Annotated in this window: 13 protein-coding genes; 6 read left to right on the forward strand and 7 right to left on the reverse strand. The window is 47.5% G+C overall.

The window, feature by feature from the left end; translation table 11 throughout:
* Positions 1 to 397: 397 nt before the first annotated feature.
* The 4 genes from F7D20_RS09965 to F7D20_RS09980 all read left to right on the forward strand — a co-directional run bounded on the left by F7D20_RS09965 (position 398) and on the right by F7D20_RS09980 (position 7,894).
* Positions 398 to 1,138, forward strand: a complete 741-nt coding sequence (locus F7D20_RS09965) for a polyprenol monophosphomannose synthase (protein ID WP_022252749.1) — start codon at positions 398 to 400, stop codon at positions 1,136 to 1,138.
* Positions 1,139 to 1,158: 20 nt separating this feature from the next.
* Positions 1,159 to 4,569: a transcription-repair coupling factor gene (gene mfd, locus F7D20_RS09970; RefSeq protein WP_367383928.1), complete on the forward strand. Its 3,411-nt coding sequence runs from the start codon at positions 1,159 to 1,161 to the stop codon at positions 4,567 to 4,569.
* 79 nt (positions 4,570 to 4,648) lie between these two features.
* A complete protein-coding gene (locus F7D20_RS09975) occupies positions 4,649 to 6,013 on the forward strand; it encodes a TrpB-like pyridoxal phosphate-dependent enzyme (RefSeq protein ID WP_158463914.1) in 1,365 nt (454 codons plus the stop codon).
* 144 nt (positions 6,014 to 6,157) lie between these two features.
* Positions 6,158 to 7,894 (forward strand): CotH kinase family protein, encoded by a 1,737-nt coding sequence (locus F7D20_RS09980; protein ID WP_158463915.1) that lies wholly within the window; start codon positions 6,158 to 6,160, stop codon positions 7,892 to 7,894.
* 185 nt (positions 7,895 to 8,079) lie between these two features.
* Here the strand turns inward: F7D20_RS09980 and F7D20_RS09985 are convergent, their stop codons facing one another.
* Positions 8,080 to 8,634, reverse strand: coding sequence for a glutathione peroxidase (locus tag F7D20_RS09985; protein WP_158463916.1), 555 nt, complete (start codon positions 8,632 to 8,634; stop codon positions 8,080 to 8,082).
* A gap of 297 nt (positions 8,635 to 8,931) precedes the next feature.
* Positions 8,932 to 12,699: a response regulator gene (locus tag F7D20_RS09990; RefSeq protein ID WP_228114169.1), complete on the reverse strand. Its 3,768-nt coding sequence runs from the start codon at positions 12,697 to 12,699 to the stop codon at positions 8,932 to 8,934.
* Between the two features lie 312 nt (positions 12,700 to 13,011).
* Between F7D20_RS09990 and F7D20_RS09995 the strand changes: the two genes are divergently transcribed.
* Together F7D20_RS09995 and F7D20_RS10000 are read left to right on the forward strand one after the other, a co-directional pair.
* The gene (locus tag F7D20_RS09995; RefSeq protein ID WP_158463918.1) at positions 13,012 to 13,611 is read left to right on the forward strand and encodes a hepatitis A virus cellular receptor 1; all 600 of its coding nucleotides are present in this window, start codon (positions 13,012 to 13,014) and stop codon (positions 13,609 to 13,611) included.
* A 23-nt stretch (positions 13,612 to 13,634) separates the two neighbouring features.
* Complete coding sequence (locus F7D20_RS10000; protein WP_158463919.1) at positions 13,635 to 14,372, forward strand: hypothetical protein; 738 nt, start codon at positions 13,635 to 13,637, stop codon at positions 14,370 to 14,372.
* Between the two features lie 158 nt (positions 14,373 to 14,530).
* Here F7D20_RS10000 and F7D20_RS10005 read toward each other — a convergent pair whose 3' ends face one another.
* The 5 genes from F7D20_RS10005 to F7D20_RS10030 all read right to left on the reverse strand — a co-directional run bounded on the left by F7D20_RS10005 (position 14,531) and on the right by F7D20_RS10030 (position 21,889).
* On the reverse strand, positions 14,531 to 15,472 hold the full coding sequence (locus tag F7D20_RS10005) for a DNA/RNA non-specific endonuclease (RefSeq protein ID WP_158463920.1): 942 nt from the start codon (positions 15,470 to 15,472) through the stop codon (positions 14,531 to 14,533).
* Between the two features lie 174 nt (positions 15,473 to 15,646).
* Positions 15,647 to 15,898, reverse strand: a complete 252-nt coding sequence (locus F7D20_RS10010; RefSeq protein WP_006847266.1) for a type B 50S ribosomal protein L31 — start codon at positions 15,896 to 15,898, stop codon at positions 15,647 to 15,649.
* 676 nt (positions 15,899 to 16,574) lie between these two features.
* Positions 16,575 to 18,041: a choice-of-anchor J domain-containing protein gene (locus tag F7D20_RS10020; protein ID WP_158463922.1), complete on the reverse strand. Its 1,467-nt coding sequence runs from the start codon at positions 18,039 to 18,041 to the stop codon at positions 16,575 to 16,577.
* A gap of 39 nt (positions 18,042 to 18,080) precedes the next feature.
* Positions 18,081 to 19,322, reverse strand: coding sequence for a DUF5689 domain-containing protein (locus F7D20_RS10025; RefSeq protein WP_158463923.1), 1,242 nt, complete (start codon positions 19,320 to 19,322; stop codon positions 18,081 to 18,083).
* 14 nt (positions 19,323 to 19,336) lie between these two features.
* Entirely contained in the window at positions 19,337 to 21,889 is a 2,553-nt protein-coding gene (locus F7D20_RS10030) for a TonB-dependent receptor (protein WP_158463924.1), read from the reverse strand.
* Positions 21,890 to 21,992 lie beyond the last annotated feature (103 nt).

The raw sequence follows: 21,992 nt of genomic DNA on the forward strand, positions 1-21,992 counted from the left end.
ATACAACTTTGGTATCTATGTGTTAAAAGGTAAAAAGTTTAATGCGTTTGCCCTGTCAGAGCCTATAAAAGTTTTGTTCAGAGCCTATAAAAGTTCCGTTCAAAGCCTTTGAATGTGCGTTCAAAGCCTTTGAATGTCCGTTCAGAGCCTTTGAATGTCCGTTCAAAGCCTTTGAACAGAGATTTTAATGTGGTTTAACGATTTTAAAGTAACTACTTATGGCTATAGGGGGTGCTGAGTAGTTACTTTATTTCGCAACAACGTGAATTAAATATAATCATCGTTCAGAAAATAAAAATATTCTCTTTTTCTTTTCGCAAACTCAGAAAAATGCATTATCTTTGCATAAGATATATTAATTATTATCATGTCGATTCATTTAAACCAATAATAGCTTATGAGTGATAGTGTTGTAATTATTCCTACTTATAATGAAAAGGAGAATATCGAGAAGATTATCCGGGCCGTGTTCGGTCTGGAAAAAGACTTTGATATCCTTGTTATTGATGACGGAAGCCCCGACGGTACTGCTGCCATCGTGAAGGAACTGATGGCTGGTGAGTTTGCCTCCCGTCTCCATATCCTTGAGCGAAAGGGTAAGTTGGGACTGGGTACAGCCTATATCACTGGCTTCAAATGGGCGCTTGAGAAGGGGTATGAGTTTATCTTCGAGATGGACGCAGACTTCAGTCATGATCCCAATGACCTGCCACGACTCTACGCCGCGACTCACGACGAGGGATTCGATGTGGCTGTGGGCTCGCGCTATGTCTCGGGTGTCAACGTGGTGAACTGGCCCATTGGTCGTGTGCTGATGAGCTATTTCGCCTCGAAGTATGTGAGAATGGTCACGGGATTCAAGGTGAATGATACTACGGCAGGTTTCGTATGTTACCGCCGCAAGGTGCTGGAAACCATAAATCTTGACGAGATCCGTTTCAAGGGTTATGCCTTCCAGATAGAGATGAAATACACTGCCCACAAGATTGGCTTCAAGATCAAGGAAGTGCCCGTAATCTTCGTCAACCGACGTGAGGGTACGAGCAAGATGAGCGGTGGAATCTTTGGTGAGGCTTTCTTTGGTGTGATGCGCCTGCGCTGGGATGGATGGTTTAAGAAATATCCCAAGAAGGTGTAGGGGGCGAAGACTGAAGAGAAGTGGAAATACAGGAAATAGTACATATTTTTGAGCGGTCGCCCCAGGCGAAGGCGCTCCTGAAATTATTGGATAGAAAAACGCAGAAGACCGTTTTCCTCAGTGGATTGGTGTGCTCTTCTGCGCCTTTGTTTTTTGCCGCTGTCAAAGAGCGGTTGGCACGCCCGGTGCTCTTTGTGCTCAATGATGCCGACGAGGCGGGTTACTTCTATCACGACCTGGTGCAGATACTGGGGCAGGATCAGGCTTTCTTCTTTCCTTCTTCCTATAGGCGTGCCGTGAAATATGGGCAGAAAGACGCTGCCAACGAGATATTGCGTACCGAGGTGCTGGCACGACTGGCATCCTCGCAGCCACTCTATGTCGTTACTTACCCCGATGCTCTGGCAGAAATGGTGGTGTCGAAGAAGAATCTCGACGAGCGTATCATTAAGCTCGCAGTGGGAGACCAGGTGTCGCTGATGGACATCTCGCATCAATTGCGCGACTTCGACTTCATGGAGACAGATTATGTCTACGAGCCTGGTCAGTTTGCCATTCGAGGCAGCATTCTCGATATTTATTCCTACAGCTGCGAGTTTCCTTTCCGCATCGACTTCTTCGGTGACGAGATAGACACCATACGTACTTTCAGCATTGAGGACCAGTTGTCGCGCGACCGGCGTGAGAGTGTGGAGATTGTGCCCGAACTCTCGCTTGCTGAGGGTGAGAAACTGCCCTTCCTGCATTTCCTCGACAAGCGGGCTGTGGTGGCGATGAAGGACTTTATGTTCGTCTATGACCGTATAGACCAGATATACAAGGAGGGCTTCTCCTCGCAGAGCATGGTGGAACAGATGGAGGGAGCCACCGAGGTGGAGGCGGAACGGATAAGACGCGCCATGAAGAAAGAGCTGAACCTGTCATCGGCCCTGCAGTTTCAGCAGGGGGTGGCGGAGCGCCAGCGCATAGAGTTTGGCATCGCCGAACAGGGTGTGGCGGAGCGCAAGACAGAGGAGGCTGCCGACGTGGTGCCGTTCCATATCGTGCCTCAGCCCCTGTTCCATAAGAATTTCGACCTGATAGGCCAGATGATGGAAGACTATCTTCTGCAGCAGTACACCTTATATATATTGGCCGACAGCAGCAAGCAGCAACAGCGACTCAAGGATATTTTTGAGAGTGAGGAACTGAAGCGCTATCAGGTGAGGTTTGTGCCCGTGGACAAGACCCTACACGAGGGCTTCGTCGACAACGACAAGAAATGCTGTTTCTTTACCGACCATCAGATCTTCGACCGATTCCATAAGTACAGTCTGCGATCGGACTCAGCACGTGCCGGCAAGATGGCGCTCACGATGAAGGAGTTGCTGGAGATGGAGCCGGGCGACTATATCGTGCACGTGGATTTCGGCATCGGAAAGTTTGGCGGACTGGTGCGTGTGCCGGTGGGCAACAGCTATCAAGAGATGATACGCATCGTCTACACGAACAACGACAAGGTGGATGTATCCATCCACTCGCTCTATAAGATCAGCAAATACCGTAGCGGCGATACGGGCGAGCCGCCCCGACTGTCGACCCTCGGCACGGGTGCCTGGGACCGACTGAAGGAGAAGGCGAAGAAGCGCATCAAGGACATCGCGCGCGACCTGATCAAACTCTATGCCCGCCGCCGTAGGGAGAAGGGATTCGCCTTCAGCGCCGATTCCTATCTGCAACATGAGTTGGAGGCCTCGTTCCTATACGAGGACACGCCCGACCAGAACAAAGCCACCATGGACGTAAAGGCCGACATGGAGAGCGCACGACCCATGGACCGACTGGTGTGCGGCGATGTGGGCTTCGGAAAGACGGAGGTGGCGATACGCGCAGCCTTCAAGGCGGCATGCGACAGCAAGCAGGTGGCTGTGCTGGTGCCTACCACGGTGCTGGCTTTTCAGCACTACCAGACTTTCAGAAACCGACTGGAGGGAATGCCGGTAAAGGTGGACTACCTGAGTAGGGCACGCTCCGCCAAGGAGACCAGACAGTTGCTGGAAGACCTCAAGGAGGGCAGGACAGACATTGTAGTGGGGACACACAAGCTGATTTCCAAGACAGTGAAATGGCATGACCTCGGTCTGCTCATCATCGACGAGGAACAGAAGTTCGGTGTCAGCACCAAGGAGAAGCTGCGCCAGCTGAAGGTGAATGTCGACACGCTGACGATGAGTGCCACACCTATTCCCCGCACTCTGCAGTTCTCGCTGATGGGTGCACGCGACATGAGCATCATGCGCACGCCGCCGCCCAACCGATACCCGATACAAACAGAGGTGGTGACCTTCAGCGGTGATACTATGGCAGATGCCATCAACTTCGAGATGAGCCGTAACGGACAGGCGTATGTCGTCGTCGACCGTATATCGAAGCTCATGGAGTTGAAACTGATGATAGAAAAGTACGTGCCCGACTGCCGCGTGGCGATAGGACACGGACAGATGAAGCCCGAGGAACTGGAGAAGGTCATTATGGGATTCATGAACTACGACTACGATGTGCTGCTCTCGACAACCATTGTGGAGAACGGTATCGACATATCGAACGCCAATACCATCATCATCATCAATGCCCATCACTTCGGTCTTAGCGACCTGCACCAAATGAGAGGCAGGGTAGGGCGTAGCAACAAGAAGGCTTTCTGTTATCTCGTGGCTCCGCCGAAGAGTACACTGACACTCGATGCTCGCCGCCGACTGGAGGCATTGGAGACCTTCTGCGATCTGGGAAGCGGGTTCAACCTCGCCATGCAGGACCTCGACATTCGCGGTGCCGGCAACCTGCTTGGCTCGGAGCAGAGCGGATTCATGGAAGACCTGGGGTATGAAACCTATCAGAAGATTCTGTCGCAGGCTGTCACCGAACTGAAGAATGAGGAGTTTGGCGACCTGTATCAGGAGGAGATGGATGAGGGACAGCAGCTCACGGGTGACGACTTCGTGGACGACTGTTCTATCGAGAGCGACTTAGAGATGTATTTCCCCGACACCTATGTGCCGGGAAGCAGCGAGCGAATGTTGCTCTACAGGGAACTGGACCGCATAGAGAATGACGACGACCTGGCTGCTTACCGAAAGCGAATCATCGACCGCTTTGGACCTGTGCCCCGTGAGGGTGAGGAACTGATGCACGTGGTGAGCTTGCGACGCCTCGGCAAACGCCTGGGCTGCGAGAAGATCATGCTCAAACAGGGTACTATGCAAATGCAGTTTGTAAGCAACGTACAGAGTCCGTTCTATCGCAGCACGATGTTCTCGAAGGTTCTCAACTATGCCACGAGTCACGTACAGCAATGTGCGTTGAAAGAGAAGAACAACAAGCGATTCCTTCGTATCGCCCGCATCACGAGTGTGGAACAGGCTGTCGCCATTCTCCAGGAAATACAAAAGTAAAATCAAGAATACAAGAATAAGATAAAGTGTAAGACTAAGACTAAGAATAACAATAACAATCAATATCAACTTAAAAATTATGAGACAGAAAAAGTTCATCCTACAGGAAAAAGACATTCCTACACAGTGGTACAACATTCAGGCAGAAATGCCCAACAAGCCATTGCCACCACTTAATCCGCAGACCCACAAGCCCATGACGGCTGAGGACTTGTCCCACGTGTTCAACCTGGAGTGTGCCAAGCAGGAGCTCGATACAGAACATGCCTGGATCGACATCCCTGAGGACGTGCAGGAGAAGTACACCTACTATCGTTCCACTCCGCTGGTGCGTGCCTACGGTCTGGAGGAGGCACTGGGTACTACTGCCCACATCTATTTCAAGAACGAGAGTGTCAATCCTTTAGGCTCTCATAAGATCAATTCGGCCTTGCCACAGTGTTACTACTGCAAGCAGGAGGGCGACACCAACGTCACCACCGAGACGGGTGCAGGACAGTGGGGCGCAGCCTTGTCGTATGCAGCCAAACTCTACGGACTGGAGGCGGCTGTGTATCAGGTGAAGATCACCATGCGTCAGAAACCTTATCGCTCCAGCATCATGCGTACCTTTGGCGCTACTGTGGAGGGTTCTCCATCAATGAGTACACGTGCCGGAAAGAACATCATCACACGCGACCCTAATCATCCTGGTTCACTCGGTACTGCTATCAGCGAGGCTGTCGAACTGGCTACTACCACTCCGGGCTGTAAGTACACACTGGGTTCGGTGCTCAACCATGTGGCTCTGCATCAGACGATCATCGGACTGGAGGCAGAAAAGCAGATGCAGATGGCTGGCGAATATCCCGATCAGGTGATTGCTTGCTTCGGTGGCGGAAGCAATTTCGGCGGACTGGCTTTCCCATTCATGCGTCATAATCTGAGCGGAGAGAAGAACACTGAGTTTATCGCAGCCGAGCCAGAGAGCTGTCCTAAGCTGACAAGGGGTAAGTTCGAATATGACTTCGGCGATGAGGCTGGCTACACTCCGCTGCTGCCGATGTTCACCCTGGGTCATGACTTCAAGCCTGCCAACATTCATGCTGGTGGTCTGCGTTATCATGGTGCCGGTATGATCATCTCGCAGTTGCTCAAGGACGGATATCTGCACGGTGTGGACATTCCACAGTTGGAGTCGTTCCAGGCTGGTATGCTCTTTGCCCGTACCGAGGGAATCATTCCTGCTCCAGAGAGCTGTCATGCCATCGCTGCCACTATCCGTGAGGCGCTCAAGGCGAAGGAGAAGGGCGAGGAGAAGGTCATCCTCTTCTGTCTGTCTGGTCATGGTCTCATCGATATGCCTTCATACGACAGCTATATCAATGGTGACTTGCAAAACTATTCTGTCAGCGATGAAGAAATAGGAAAATTCCTCAAGGATGTGCCACAGGTAGAGATGTAGGCCAAGGCGTAAGTGTGCTTATGCTGATTTTTCAATATATATATGTGAGAGAAGGCGCAACTTCATCAGGCAATGATGCGCCTTCTCTTTCTGCTTCTAATAACTTGTTATAACTTGAAATTTTGAATCATTAGACTTATATTTATGTTTAGTAAAGAAAAAATACTGTTATTGCTGCTCGTTGTGATGTGCAACTTGGGCAGTCTGTCTGCTGTCCATGCCGCAACAGATCCAACCATGACGTCAGCTTTGAAACCATCGGGGACTTTACCCGTCATGTATGTTAACACTCAGGATGCACAGCCTATCACTTCCAAAGAAACTTATGTGTCAGCCACGGCCTATATTGATGCCTTGGGATTGGAGGGGTATGAGAATATGGCTTCTGCAGATAAACCAGAAACCTTGATAATTAAAGGACGTGGTAACTGGACGTGGAAAGGGTTTGACAAGAAACCTTATCGCTTGAAGTTTGATAGTAAGGTGAACCCTGTGGGTATGGTGAAGAGCAAGCACTTCTTGCTCATGGCTGGTGCCGATGATGATTTGGGTTTTCTCCGCAATCTGGTAGGCTATGAATTGAGCCGTCGTGTGGGCTTGCCTTATACCACAGATTCACAACCTGTTGAATTGGTGCTCAATGGAAAATATCAGGGCTTGTATTTCGTAACCGAAAAGATACGTGTTGATAAAAAACGAGTTAACATCGTAGAGCAGGCTGACAAGGCGACTGATCCTGAGGCTATCACGGGCGGATGGCTCGTGGAGATAGACAATTATGATACAGATCCTCATATCAATGTGAAGTTGGGCAGCCAGAACATGGTGCTTACTTATCATACCCCAGAGGCGCTCTCCGCAGAGCAAGAGAACTATTTGCAGACACAGTGGAATGCCATCGCCAAGGCTATCTGTAGCAATAATGAAAACGATACGGAATGGGAAAAGTATGTAGACATCGAGTCTTTGGCAAAGGTGTATATCGTGCGTGAGCTGTTGCAAGATGAGGAGGGATTTCATGGCAGTTGCTATCTCTACAAGGAACAAGGTGCAGATACCAAGTGGACTTTTGGCCCTGTATGGGACTTTGGTAATGCTTATAATGAAACCAATTTCCGTCATTTTATCTTCCAGGGAGATAAGTTTGAGCAGTTTATCATTGATTGTGCCTGGAATTTTAAGCACTTCCGCGACAAGGTGAAGGAGGTATGGCAGGAGTTTTATGCCAATCAATATGCAGAGATGAACGCTTATATTGATGGTGTGGCGGCAAAGATTTCCGATGCTGCAGCTAACGACTATCTATGTTGGAAGAATAGCAGCAATGTCGCCAAGAACCAAGATGAACTGGCCAAGGCTGCCGTTTTTAAGAACTATATGCGCCAAAAGGCCACATGGCTTGTTGAGCAATGGGGTGGTGGCGAGGCTCCTTCTGACAAGATGAACATCTATGTGACTTGCGACGAGGATCGTGTGCCTTACCTCTTTGCTTGGGGTGAAGGAAACAACGGAGGATGGCCAGGCAATCAACTGACCGATACCAGGATGATAGGTGGCAAACTCTTCTATCATATTTCTTTGCCTTATGGAACCAATATCATCTTCAGCTATGGTGATCAGGAAACGCAGACGGAGGATATCTTGAATGTGTCTCGCGACACCTATTATCGCTTCTATCAAGCTCCAAAGAGTGAGCATAAGGAGAAGAAAAATGGCCGTTTCGAAGATATCACACAGAAAGTGCTCACAGGCATCAGTGCAATAGTTACGTCAAAGCCGCAGCCCGCGAAAGCTGCGATATACAATATGAACGGACAGCGTGTGGATGATAGCTATCATGGTCTTGTCATCTGCAATGGTAGGAAATATATATCCAAATGAGGTCTGTAAATTCTGTGGTGTGATTCTTCTGTATTGACAGCCATGTGGCAAGAGATATGTAAATAGAAAAGCCAAATGTTTCATGCAAGTAAAACATTTGGCTTTTTTGATGTTTGAGGGATAGATTCCTACAAACGATGATGGCGATATCAGAAAGTAGCGATATTGCACATATTCGTTGATTCTTATGAATTCAGAAGTTCCTCTATTTGCTTGGCGATATTCTCAAACTTCTCGGTAGGCTCAAAGCGGGCAACAACCTGACCTTTCTTGTTGATGAGGAACTTGGTGAAGTTCCACTTGATGTCGGCACTCTCCTTGTAGTTGGGGTCGGCCTCGCTCAGCATCTTGTCGAGGACAGGGTAAAGAGGGTGTGACTCGTCCCAGCCAGCGAAACCTTTCACCTCCTTGAGGAACTTGTAAAGAGGAGCGGCGTCATCACCGTTTACCTTTATCTTCTTGAAGCGTGAAAACTCTGTGCCGTAAGTAAGCTTGCAGAATTGATGAATACTCTCGTCGGTACCGGGTGCCTGCTGACCAAACTGGTTGCAAGGGAAATCGAGGATTTCAAAACCTTGTGAGTGATATTTCTCATAGAGATTTTCCAGTTCCTCATACTGTGGGGTGAAGCCACACTTCGTGGCTGTGTTGACGATGAGCAGCACCTCGTTGGCATACTCCTTGAGGGAAACGTCCTTTCCCTTTCTGTCCTTGACAGAGAATTCGTAAACGGTTCTCATTTTCTTTATGTATCTTTTTATAGTTTTAATCTCAGTTATCGTATCTTTAACGAGTGCAAAGATACGATTTTTCTTTCATATGTGTCTATAGTTACTGATATTTTTTTATAAAAAAATCCGGGAATTTCACAATCCCCGGATCACTTTGAATATTCCTTTCGTTGTTGAAGGAAAGGAGTATTCAAGAATTAAACTATCATTTAACTTTTCTAAGAACTGGTGCAAAGGTACTGCTTTCGTACAGAATCAAGGTGTAAATTCTCGTTTTTTTCGTGCACCAGGTATAAAAAAGTGTTATTACTTTGAATTTTCTCTATATTCGCTTGGAATGATACCCATTTCCTTTTTGAATACCTTCGAGAAATACTTAGGATCGCTGAAGCCCAAAGAGTAGGCGATGCTGCTAAGTGTTTCGTCGGTATTGCAGAGCAACTCGGTGGCACGCATGATGCGGATGTGGCGTACGAAGTCGATAGGCTTCATGCCCACAGCATTCTTGATCTTGCCGTAGAGCACGCTGCGGCTCATACCCATGGCTACGGCGATGTCATCGATTTTGAGGTCGGGATTGCTCATGTTCTCATTAATGAACTGTACGATCTTCTCGGTCAGAGCGTCCTCTTCCGTCATGCGCTTATTAGTAGCCGGGCTTCTGTTGTCGCCCTGTCCGGATGCTGTCTGTGGATATTCGTGCGTGATATGGAATTCGGCACCCTCGGCTCGTTGTATCTGTTTCAGCATGTCTTGCTGCAGGGCATGACGCTGATTGATGACAGCCTCGATGCGTCCCTTGAGGTAGGTGGCCGAGAACGGCTTGGTGAGATAACCGTCCACACCTTCCTCGAAGCCTCGCAGGTGGTCTTCCACACTGGCTTTAGCCGACAGTACGATGATAGGAATATGGGCGGTGTTGGTGTCCTGCTTGATGTAGTGTACCATCGTGAAACCGTCCATCACAGGCATGGTGACGTCGGTAAGGATGAAGTCGGGCATCTTGTTTCTTGCCATTACCAAGCCTTCCTTGCCGTTTTCGGCAAGCAGTACATTATAGTCTGTCTTGAGGATGGTGAAGAGGAACTGGCGCAGGTCGGGGTTGTCTTCTACGACGAGGATGGTGATGTCCTTTTCTGCCTGTTCAGTTTTGTCGTCCTCTTCTGTCTCTTCTACTTCCTTGAGATAGCCTTTGGCTGTCTTGTCGCTGATGCTGCCGTTGTTCTCGCTTGACACGAATGCCTGATCGCTTCCTTCGTCAAGATAGAAGTCGCTTCCGTTGTCAAACTTCAGCATCTTGTTGAGCATATTGAGCATCTCCTTGGCATTGCGCTGAACCATCTGCAGCAGGCTGCGGCTCTCGGTAGAGAGGTTGTCCTCCTTCTCTAACACCTCGTCTATCGGACCTCCGATGAGCGTGAGTGGAGTGCGAAGCTTGTGTGAAGCCTTGCTGAAGAACCTGTTCTTCATCTCGTTCATCTCGTGGTTGATGCGTTCCTTCTGCTGCTTGTTGTATGTGATGAAACACAAAGCCGTAACACCGGCAATGATGAGGATGATGAGCAGCTTGCCCCAGATGCTTTCCCAGAACGTCGGTTGCACGTCGAGTTCCAGCGAAGCCACGTGTTTGCTCCATTTGCCATGCGTATTGGTGGCGATGACCTTGAGCACATAGTTGCCATGTGAGATTCGGTTGAAGCCGATGCGGTTCTGTCCTCGAAGGTCGATCCATACGCCTTCGGGGGTATTTCCGTCGATGCGGTATTTATAGTACTGCTGGTACTTGCGTGTATAGTCGAGTGCGGCAAAGCTGATGGACAGGTTGCGTTTGTTGGCTGGGATGACTATCTTCTTCTGGTGCAGGATAGGTATGTACTCGTTGCTTCCGTTGTAGTGCAGCTCAGTGAAGATAATGCGGGGCTGATAGTCGGTCTGCTTCAGTCTCGCGGGGTTGAACGTCAGGCTGCCCGTAGCAGTGCCTACTGTGATGTTGTCGGTTACAGGGTCGTGAATGGGGCGTGCCTCCGAGAAGGTCATGTTGAGGTCGAAGTCGTTGGGACCGAAGACGGTCAGTTTCCTTGTCTTGGGGTTGTATTTATCGACACTCGACTCCCTGATGAGCCAGATGTTGCCACTGTTGTCCTCTATCATGCTCTGCACATTTCCCTCGCTGGTATTGATGAAATTGCTGTATCTCACCTTCAGATTGTCCTGCAGCAGGTTTTCGCTTGTTATCATGTCGAGGGTTCCTCCGATGCTCGATACATAGGTGTCGCCGTTGGAACGCATCAGGATGTAGTTGATGTCTGATGCGGTGAGCGATGTTGTGTCGTTCTCCCTGTAGGAAGTGGTATGGAATTGTATGTTTTTGGAAGGGTGCTTTTCTTCCTTGAAGGTGACGAGGCCGGCTGTGGTTCCGATGAGCATTTCGCCACTGGCGGTACAGGTGATTCTACGTACTTTACTGTAATGTTCCTTTGGCCATCTCAGTCCGTTACGAGAAGTAAGGAATGTGATGTTGCCCTGTGGGTCTTCACGCATAAGTGCCAAGCCTCCTCCGTATGTGGCTACCCAGATGTTGCCCTGTCGGTCGCTCACCACATCATAGATGCTGTTGCCCGGGAGGGAATTTCTGTCGGATGCATTGTAGCAGAAATGGCGCATGGTGTTTCGGTCATACAGATACAGTCCGTCGCCGTCTGTGCCTATCCACATTCTGTCCTTCATGTCTTGATAGATGGCATAAATACCTGTGCGTGAGAAGGGTGTCTGCTTCTGGCTGATCTGTCCGTTGGACTGCAGATAACCAATCTTTTTGAAGTGGCTGTCGCTGATCTTGAGGTGTCCCGACTTGAAACCATCCCAGTGGAATCCGTTGTTAGTGTAAGCCATGGCTCTTACTTCCGATTCTCCTTCTTCGAGCTTGGTCATGTTGTAGTTGTGGAACTTGAAGTTCACCTGCGTCAGGTCGTGTATGCCTATCAGCCAGAGTATGCCTTGATCTGAAACGACATATTTCGAGATATAAGGTATATAGAAGTTGCCTGACGAGTTGCTTTTCAGCATATAGGGAACGAGCTTTCCCGTCTTGCGGTCGTAGTAGCTGAAGGTGCCATAGTTGGGAATAGTCCACAGCGTGCCGTGCTCGTCTTCCATGATAAAGAAGCTGTTGCTTGTGGTACGGTCGGCTGGCGTTGGAGTGTCGGCATAGAGCCATCGGGCGGTCATTGTCTGAGGATTGATTACCGTCACGCCCTGTCCTTCGGTAAATGCCCATACCATGTTGTGCCCGTCTACGTAGGCTTTCTTCACTTCTGCTACGGGCTGGTTGGGATTCTGCACACTGATGACGTCGGTCTTGAATGTGCGTGGATTGTACACTACGAGTCCTATGTTGGTAGCGATAATCAACTGATAACCAGTATTCTTCAGCTCGTTGATGCGAGTGACGCCTGCTGGCATGGGAATCCAGGAGAGATGGTTTTGCTTGTCGTAGACAGCCACCTTGCCATCAGTCGTGGCGAGGAAGATGGTGTTGCCCACTTCTCTGAACCACTTGAAGGGCGTAGAGGTATGGAAGTTCTTGCCGTAGATGAATGTTCCCTTGTCGGTGAGAATCCACTCACGGCCTTGCTTGTCTTGCTTGATAAACCATACGTTGCCGCTTTGCAGTCCTTTTTCGCCCACCTTGATGAGCTCGGGCTTCATGCTCTCTATGTCCTTTCCTTGACCTACACGAATCAGGAAGTTCTGTTTGTGAGTCGTAATCCAGGTGTGTCCATTGGCGAGTGGATATATCTGGCTCGACTCCAAATGGATGCCGAAACGCTTGCAGAGCATTGTGCCAACCTTGATAAACTGGCATTGCTCTGTATCGAAGATGTATAGCTTGCGGTCGAAGGTGACTACCCACACATTGTTGTCTGGGCTTGGGAAGATGGCGAGTATGCGGTTGGTACTCATGATGTCGATGTCGTCGGGCTCGTCACGGAAAGTCTTGAAATGATAGCCGTCGTAATAGGACAGACCATTCAAGGTGCCAAACCACATCATATTGTCGTAGCCTTGTGCCAAATCGGAAATGGAGTTGGCTGCAAGTCCATCGAGGATTGAAAACTTTCTGACATCGCAAAAGGGTTCTGCTGATGAAAAGATTGTTATAAATGATAGTATAATTAAAAAATGTAAGCGTTTCATGCTTTTTTTAATAAAGTTTGGTACAAAGTTAGGCATTAAACTTGATATTTCCAAACATTTTAGGGAAAATCCGCTTTTTAATAGGGATTTTTCCTTAAAATAATCTACTATTCCCTTTGCCCTAAGAAAAGAATAAGGTATCTTTGCACCAGAATTTAACGAAAATATTAACTTATAAACAAAAGCGATATGAAAAAGATTACTTATTACTTCTCAATGATATTCATGGCTGTCATGATGCTCTCGCTCACTTCATGTGATGAGGATGCCGAAATTGCCTATGCCCTCAATGGTACATGGAGGGGAAATATGCAGACGCAGCTGGATTATGAAGGACGTTATTATCAGTCTAATATGTCTGAGGTAACTTTCAATTCGGGTTACGATTCTGGCGACGGTTACTGGATAGACTATTACAGCAATGCGCCCTGGGACTATGTAGCCAACCGCATTTACTGGAAGGTGAGTGGCACAACCATTTACATTACATTCCGTGACACACAGGAGAAGGCTGTCATCCGCAACTATCACCTTGACGACAATGGTTACTTCTGTGGCGATATAGATTTCAACAGTACGAACAGATGGATCAGCTTCGAGTTCTACAAGGTAGATACGCCCGATTGGGACAATTATTACTGGTATGATTCCGACGGCTGGAATAATTCTTGGGGAAATTACGGCTACGCCAAGACACGCAGTAATAACAAGGAAGAACAGCAGGAGAGTGCTCAGGAGCAGAACGACAGCACCATGCTACCGAAGCGATTCTTCCCGGAAAACAAATAAATTCTGATTAAACTACTATTGATATGAAAAAAGTATATTCTTTGCTGACAATGGCTGTGATAGCTGCCATGTCGCTTACAATGACCAGCTGCGATGGTGATGATTATTGGTATGATCCTTATGGCTGGTACGACCATTATGATGATTGGGGATGGAGCAACAATGATTGGAATAATGGTTGGCAAGGAGGTTCGCAGAATAATGGACTTGTTGATATGGCACGGTTGCTTACAGGCGAATGGTATGGACCAGTAACCTATTCTTATCTTTCAGATGATGGGCAGTCACGACAGACTAATGAGTTCTATGCCGATATGAAGTTCTTCCAATATGCTAACACTCGTGATGCTTTGAGTGGAGAGGGCGTGGAGACTGACTATAAGTATAACGATGATGGTTCTGTCGCGGATCAACAGACCTTGGAGTTTAAATGGTATATTGATGATAATTACGATATTTATATCCAGTATAAGAACTCTGGGGCTACGTTTGTCATGGACCATGGCTCTTCACAGGCAGGCTTCCACTTAGGGGCAGAAAAGGGATATGACGTGGATACTTTCTGGGGCTATATGATAGGTACTGGTAAGGTGAAGGGTGATGTGATACATATTGACTTAAAGCGTGTCAACCCAACCAGTCAGGCCAAGGCCTTCGGTTCTTCTAAAACCAATGAGAAGACCATTAAGAAGTCGTTTGGCATGGGTGCGACCATCAAGCCTCTCAAGGCAGACTCTTCTCGACTGAATAATCGGAGATAACGAAGGATGTTACGATAAATACAAAGTTGCCTTATAAAAAATCGCATGTTTCGGCAGTTCTGTAATGAACTTTTGAAACATGCGATTTTTTTTTGTCTTACTGAAGTATTACTTGTGTATAGGAAATCCAAGCTAAATGGCTATTATCCTTTGATTTCTTATTTTTCTATACTTCCCCAGTCGCTAAGTATTTTTTTGCTTTCAACATCCCGCTCGATATCGTCGGGAAGATTGCAGAAGAAGTCTATACCAGTCTTTGCTTCCAGATCCTTGATACTCATGGCGTAATCAGACAGTTTGTCGTCTCCATGATATACATTGGTGTGTGGGAACCACATACCGATAGACTTGTAGTAAGCCTGTCCGTTGACCATCTTCTTGACGAGGACTGCCACAAAGAAATACTTCGGTACGATGAGCTTTCCCTTTATACGGGTTAGAATGTGTTCCTCCTTATCGATAGTTCCGCCCTTGCAAACATACATCGTGTCTTTATCGTAGAGTTTGAAGTTATGTAGATAGTTCTCCATCTTGATCCAAATACCTGAATATGGATGGTCTTTATGGCTTCCGTTAAACACAGCATATTGTGGCTGCATATTGGTGAGATAGAAAGTTTGATAGTTGACTTTGGAATTATACATACGATCGTTCGAAGGACAGATGTGTCCGTGGTCAAAGCCAGAACTGTAGATGTAGTCTTTCTCCCATCTGTTAGAAGCTGCCAAATCTGGGTCGTAGGGATATTGGTTGTCCTGGCTGTAATAACGTTTTATATTATCGGGATTGCCGCTGTTCTGTTTGGTGATGATGTAGCAAGACCAGCGCTGCGATTTCTTGTCGCAATCCCATTCTACTGAATAGTTTACGTTGTCCGGGTCGTACTGCTTGCTGTTGCCGTCACGATAAACACGGATAATGCTGTTTCCGCCTTTCAGTTTAGGAAACTCCAGTCGGGTGACAGCCTTGTCGGTTGTTACCTCGTTCTTGTTGGTGTTGATTTCATTCGAACCATTTCCGTCTCCGTCGTCGCTGCTTCCGCAGGCTGTCATAGAGAGCACAGCGAGGAGAGCGAATAAATAAATCTTGATTTGTTTCATAACATAGTGAATGTTAAATGATAAAATAGATAATAAGATGTTAGGATGAATCTTATAAGAAAGAGTGGGGTGATAAAGAAAAGGTAAAAGGTGCGCACTAACGCATATGCAACTACGTTAGAACGCACCTTCTATCTCGTATTGATAATATATCCTTATATATAAAAAGGTATATTACTTCTTCAACTTGCCGTAACGGTTCATGAAGCGGTCAACGCGACCTGCTGTATCAACGAGCTTGCTCTTACCTGTATAGAATGGGTGAGAGGTGCTTGAGATTTCAATCTTTACTACTGGGTAAGTCTCGCCTTCGAACTCAACAGTGTCGTTGGTCTTGCAAGTTGACTGTGAGAGGAACATGTCGCCATTAGACATATCCTTGAATACTACTGGACGATAGTTCTCTGGATGAATACCTTTTTTCATTTTGTTTTTACTTTTATTTGGGTTATTAAAATTAGACGTTATGGGGATGTTGCCATCATTTCATGTCCTTGCGGTGCATGCCCATTATAGCCTTTTGACTTAACAGGGTGCAAAGTTACGACTTTTTCTCCTTACTGCCAAATATTTCCAGATGTTTTTCTCTCTTTCCCTCTCTTTTCCTGTAAATTACTCCACTTTCTCCAGTTGTTCAAGTACGGGCTGAAGACCTCATATTATCAGCACGCCCTGAATGGGCAGAAGCTCTTAGCCCAGGGCAACGCCCTGGGTTATCATATTCGCAAACTTGTCGCCCTGTAAGGGCAAAAGCTTAAAAAAATGCCTGAGTTTTAAAGCTTTTGCCCTTACAGGGCGCCTTGCTGATTGCCTTTATACCCAGGGCGTTGCCCTGGGCTAAGAGCTTCTGCCCCTTCAGGGCGTGCTGCTGCAATGAACTGCTCTTTTCTTTGCGTTGCCCTGGGCTAAGAGCTTCTGCCTTTTCCCTTTGCTTTACCCTTCGGCCTGCGATTTTCAATTCTCTTTGGCCGGTGACCGTTGGTTCTGGGCGTGTGGCTCTTGCATGCGAAAGTTGAGTAATTTAGCAACCAAATGAAATAAAAATCCCCATTGCCTGATGAGAGGCAATGGGGATAGTTAAAGTTATTTGTAATTGAGTGGATTACTTGGCATAAACAATTTCGATTGACTTGATGCGAAGTTGTACACCACCACCTGTTGTACCTGTAAACACATTGGTGTAGGTTGCAGTCTTGCCCGAGAAGTTTATGGTTGCAGTTTCGTTACCAACACAGTCTGTGTTCTTGTTGTTGTCATGAGTGCAAGTCAAGATGATTTTAGCAATGTTTTTGGAGCCTGTTATGGTCATTATGTTGTTGGCATAAATGCGAAGTTCTTTTGCTTTTTCGTTGTAAGCTGGCTTTGTCTTGTTGCCATTTGAATCCAATTTGAAAATAGTGCCGTCAGAGAGTGTGAACTCTGTTGGGTTTGCATCTAACTTCAATGTACTAAGATCTTCTACTTTTAAGCTTTCTCCAGCTGTGGCTCCACTATTCGTCAATGTAACAGTAAGTCCATTTACTGAGATACCTTCGGTTGTAGAAGGTGTATCTGGAGTTCCCGGCTCTACAGTAGGAGTACCTTCCTTAACAGTCAATTCCTTTATCTGCCATGTACCTGATTTAGCCTCGCATGCATAGTGTAAAGCGATAACGATATCCTTCTTACCCTTGTAAGGAGTAAGGTCGTAGGTATATGTAGACCAAGTTTTCCAGTCAGTTCCTTCGGTTAGAGTACCAGTGATATCGGTCCATTTTGTTGTTGTAGGATCGCCAGTGTAGTTCTCTGTAATGAGCACCTGGTTCTTCACGCCTTCTGTAGGAACACCATTGAACGTTGCATAACGCAAGATATAAGAGAATTTCAAGGTTGCGCCCTTTGATGTAGAGAGGTCAATAGCTTTTGAAACGAGGTAGCTCTCTGAAGGTGTTATTACCTTACTTACGTTCTCATAACCTGTAGCCTTAGCATAGCCGTAAGAATCAATCACCCATGGGGTACCCTTAATGTTCTTCAGAGTAAATGTACCGAAGTTCTTGCTGAATGTCTCATTGATGTAGCCATCAGTTGGAGTATCAGGAGTGGTAGCTCCACCTACGCCATTAAGAGAAACAATGTAGTTGCCTATTTGGAACTCTTTGGTTCCGCTATATACGACAAGGTTACCGCAGATAACCACTTCATCGCCCTGCTTCAAAGCATCTTCGCCAGAGAACTTAGTGCGGTTAGGACCAGCATAGCCATTGTAAACATAGAACTGGTTGGTAGGAGTACCGTCGTCTGAAATGTAATATTTCAAGCTACCGTAATTTGCATCGAAACTGCCCTGTTCTACAGAAACAACTTTACCTTTAACGTATTTCAACTCAGATTCGCTTCCACCATCTTCGATGTACTTTACTGCACCTGCCACATTGAAAGGGTCGGCAGCAGTACCAGTACCTGAAGGCAGAACTTTCTGAGATTCATCCTCTGTAGGCATATTGTAAGGAGCAGGAACGTCCTCGCAGCTGCTGAATGTTATGGCTGCCATAGCCAAGAACAAGCATGAATAAATGAACTTTTTCATATTGATTATTCTTTTTATAGTTTTCTACTTGAGTTAGTTTTATTTGATGGAAACGATATAGTTTCCACTGTCGATTTCCGGAGTTACACCTAGGTAGAGTATGAGCTTGCCGCAGATGACAACTTTCTGTCCCTTCTTGATCAAGTCCTTGTTGGCCTCGGTGTACTTCTCGTTGTTGAGATAATAGTTGCGGAATACCTTGATGGTCTTGGCAGGATCGCCAGTTCCGTCAGCATTCATACCCTTGCCGTCTACAGAGATGTAGAATTCTGCATTACCATACTGTAGATTTACCTTTGGCTCAGAACAGATGACGCCTTCTGTATAGACCATAGCATCGGTAGTCTTTCCGTCGTTTATCAATTTGAGAGCTTCCTCCACGGTGTAAGGGCATTGCTCTGTACCCTTGAGTAACTGCACGTCGTCAATTGTACGGATAAGAATCTGCCATGTATCGTTCTTGCTTCCTGCATAACGTGTGAAGATACCTGTAACACTCTGTATACCTTCTGGCAGGAGAGCATTGGCAAACTTGGCATAGGCAGAAGTGCGAATCACCAGGTTGTTGGTGCTGATGCCAGAGAATCCGCGGTTTACGCAGTTGGCATTGTCTTTATCTGCCGTAGCGGCAAACACCTTCTTGCCGGCATCGGCGAAGGTTACACCCTCTATTCTCATCAGCTTGCCTGAGCAAGACTTCAGATAGTCGGCATCCTTGATCTTAGTCTGGTCGAACACCTCAACCATTGCCTCAGCCTTGGCCTCGTCGGCCTCGCCGATAATCTTGTAGTGCTTCTCCCATACGTAGCGGTCTACCTTACCGATAGACTGTGAGCCCTTGTTGGTGTTGGTATAGACACCGCCCAACTCAGCCTGCTTGCCGTAGCCACCGATGTAGAGGCCCTTGCAGTCGATAAGCACTTGCTGACCTACAGGCAGTTCGCCATAGAGTCCGCTCTTGCCGATGCAAACCAAGATACCGCCCGTCTTGTCCTGCAGGCAAATCTGGTTGTAGAGGTTGCCTCCGAGGTCGTTACCAGTAACGATACCCAATATCTTGATGTCCTCGTCCACCTGCTTGTACAGGCCACGTTCTATCTGTGTAGCATATTTCTCCTTCAGTTCGGAGATGGTGATGACATTGGTAGCCTCCAGTTTGTTGTTGCCGATGGCAGGGCCGGTATAATCCTTTTCTCCCACGGAATCAGCATAACCGTCGCCCATGCATGAAGCCAAGAGCAGGGCAGCAAATGCCATTGCGATATATTTTAACTTTTTCATATCTTTCTCTTCTTTTAGAATCTGTATGATACCTGGAACATTCCGTTGGTTCCGAATACGTAATACTTCTTAGGGTTCTTAGAGAACTTGTAGACGCGATCCTTGGCCTCGTTTTCCTTGTTGAGGGTGTAGTCGCTTCGGCTCTGCTCGTAACCACCTGAAACAATCTTGCGGTTGTTGAGGATGTTGGTTACCATGAGGTTGAAGTTCAGACTACCATGCTTGAGGCGGATACTCTTGCCGATGCTTCCGTCTACCATCCATCCGCCGTGGCCCTTAGCCTGGTCAACAGAACCAGGGAGAGGCTCGTCGTTGAAGAGCATGTCGCGGTTCTTCAGAGAAGACTTGTAGCGATAGCTTGGTGAGTATGACAAATAGATGCGGTCGTACCAGTTGGCGTTGAGGTTGACGAACCAGCCGCTCTTATGGAAGTCGAGTGCAAGGCTACCGATAGTAAGAGGAGTTCCGCTTTCGCGCATGTCCTTAATATATGCGTAGTCCTTAACCACCTCTGCCGACTTGGAGAGCATGTAGTTCACGTTGGCATTGTTGATGTTCTTGGCGTCGCTGATGGTTCCGATGGCCTTGAAGTTAAGGAAAGAAGCCACCTTGAAGTCGAGACCTGCCTCGATACCATAGTATTCTTTCTCCAATCCTGTCATGCTGAGGTAGGTGAAAGAGTTCTCGTCATCGTTGTAGAAGTTCTGCCACTCAGTGACGTGGTCGAGGCGGCTATAGTATGCGTTGACGTTGGCGTGTACCCAGGCATTCTGATACTGATAGCTGAACTCGCTGCTGAAGACATGTTCGTCGCCAAGGTTGAGCACGTAGTCGTTGCAAATCTCAGGAGAGATGAATGCTGTGTTGGCCATTGGTGGACGCCACTCGTAACCTACACCAATCTTGAATACATGACCCTTGCCGGCATCGAAGTTGATGCTACCCTTGGCACCGCCCTCACCGAAGCGTGCGATGCGGCTATTGCCCTCAGAGTTGTTGGGGGCCATACCATTGCGCATATATCCATGGCGACGCATATTGGTCTGTCCGAGCTTAGCGCTGATCATGGTCTGGAAACGTCCCATCTCAGCAGTGTAGGAAGTCCAGAGCAAGCCCTTCATTACCTCAATCTTATAGTCGTAACCGAACTTGTCGCCTTCGTAAACGAGAGAGCCGAGGTTGTTAGGTCCGGCAGTGTTGAGGTCGTATTGTACTCTTGGGTCGCTGGCAGGATAGGTGCCGAGCGCATAAGTATTGATGTTATGGAAGAAAGAAGCACCCAGCAAGTCATCCATGGTCTGATAGTGACGGTTGCTGTTGCTGCCCAATACCAGTCCGCCTACGAGCGTAGAGCGCTTGGTAACCTTAGCCGACAGGGTGGAAGCCATGTTGAACATCAGGTTGTCGCTGTGCTTGGCCTGGATGAAGTAGAGTGCATCATGGCCCTGGTTGGCAGCCTGAGTGTTGGCATAATAGAGGCGTTCCCAGTTAATCTGTCGGTTGGCCTTGCTTGCTGTCCAATAGTTGTAAGAGTTCTGCCAGCTTTCGAGTGCATACTGATTGTTGCCAACAGCGTCTGGATTCCATACATTGAAGTAGCTACTTGGCAGATTCTTCCAGTAGTCTGGCTGTGGGTTCTCAGCGTTGGCGTAGTTGAGCTTGGTGCTCTTGTACATAGAGTACTTGCCAAAGACAGAGGTGGTGAGCTTCATCTTGTCGTTGATGTTCCAGTCCCATGTGGCGATGGCTGATGGCGCAAAGTCGTTCACAATGCGTGAGTTGCGCTTGTGGCCATTGTAGTAGCCCCAGTATGGGTTGTAATAGTAGTCGTTGGCGAGCCAGTAAGTCTCGTCGGTTGCTGCTCCCTGTGTAGAGCGCTCTGTAGGATTGCCCCATGTGGTGAAGCTTAGGGAGTGACCGTTGTCCCACTTCTTCTGCACACCGAAGTAGTAAGACAGCGCATTGTAGAAGGTTCCCTCTACATAACCGCGGTTTGCCCAACGATAGGTAAGACCCGCTGAGATGGCCCATCCCTTGTCGTTGAATCCACTGCTATAGGTATAAAGACCACGAAGCGTGTAGTTGCGGTTGGCAACTCCCACAGAAGCATAGTGGCCAGTCTGCATGCTTCCGGCACGGAAGTCATAGTTGTTGCTGCCTCCCATACCTGTCATGGAGTAGTTGTTGCCCTCGAAAGGCAAGGCAAAGTCAACGTTTCTTGAGAATCGGTTCAGACCTCCGATGTTAGAGAAGCGGAACTGACCAGACTCCATGTCGTTCATGGGAGCACCATTGATGTACACATCATTGTACTTCTGATTGAAGGCACGATAACGGAAACGCACTGGCGAGAACAGGTAGCCTGCCTCTGATGCGTAAACATTTGAGTTAGAATTCAGAATGGTGACGTTCTGTGACATATCGTCATCCTCACCCAACTGTGCTTCGGTGAATGTGAATGCATTCTCGTCCAATCCCTTTGCTATCTTCTGCTCGGTGGCGTTCTGAGCGAAGAGCAATGGACTGTAGCAGAGTGCAATCATTGCTAATTTTACCTTTTGTTGCATAGTCAATAGTTTAATTAATATAATGTGTGTGCAAAGTAAATAAATAAATTTTAAAAAAGAAAGTTTTTTTGATTAAATTTTCATTAAAAATTCACTTTTTCCA

Origin of the sequence: Segatella copri (assembly GCF_009495355.1) — a bacterium.
In the GTDB taxonomy this organism is placed as follows: Bacteria; Bacteroidota; Bacteroidia; order Bacteroidales; family Bacteroidaceae; genus Prevotella.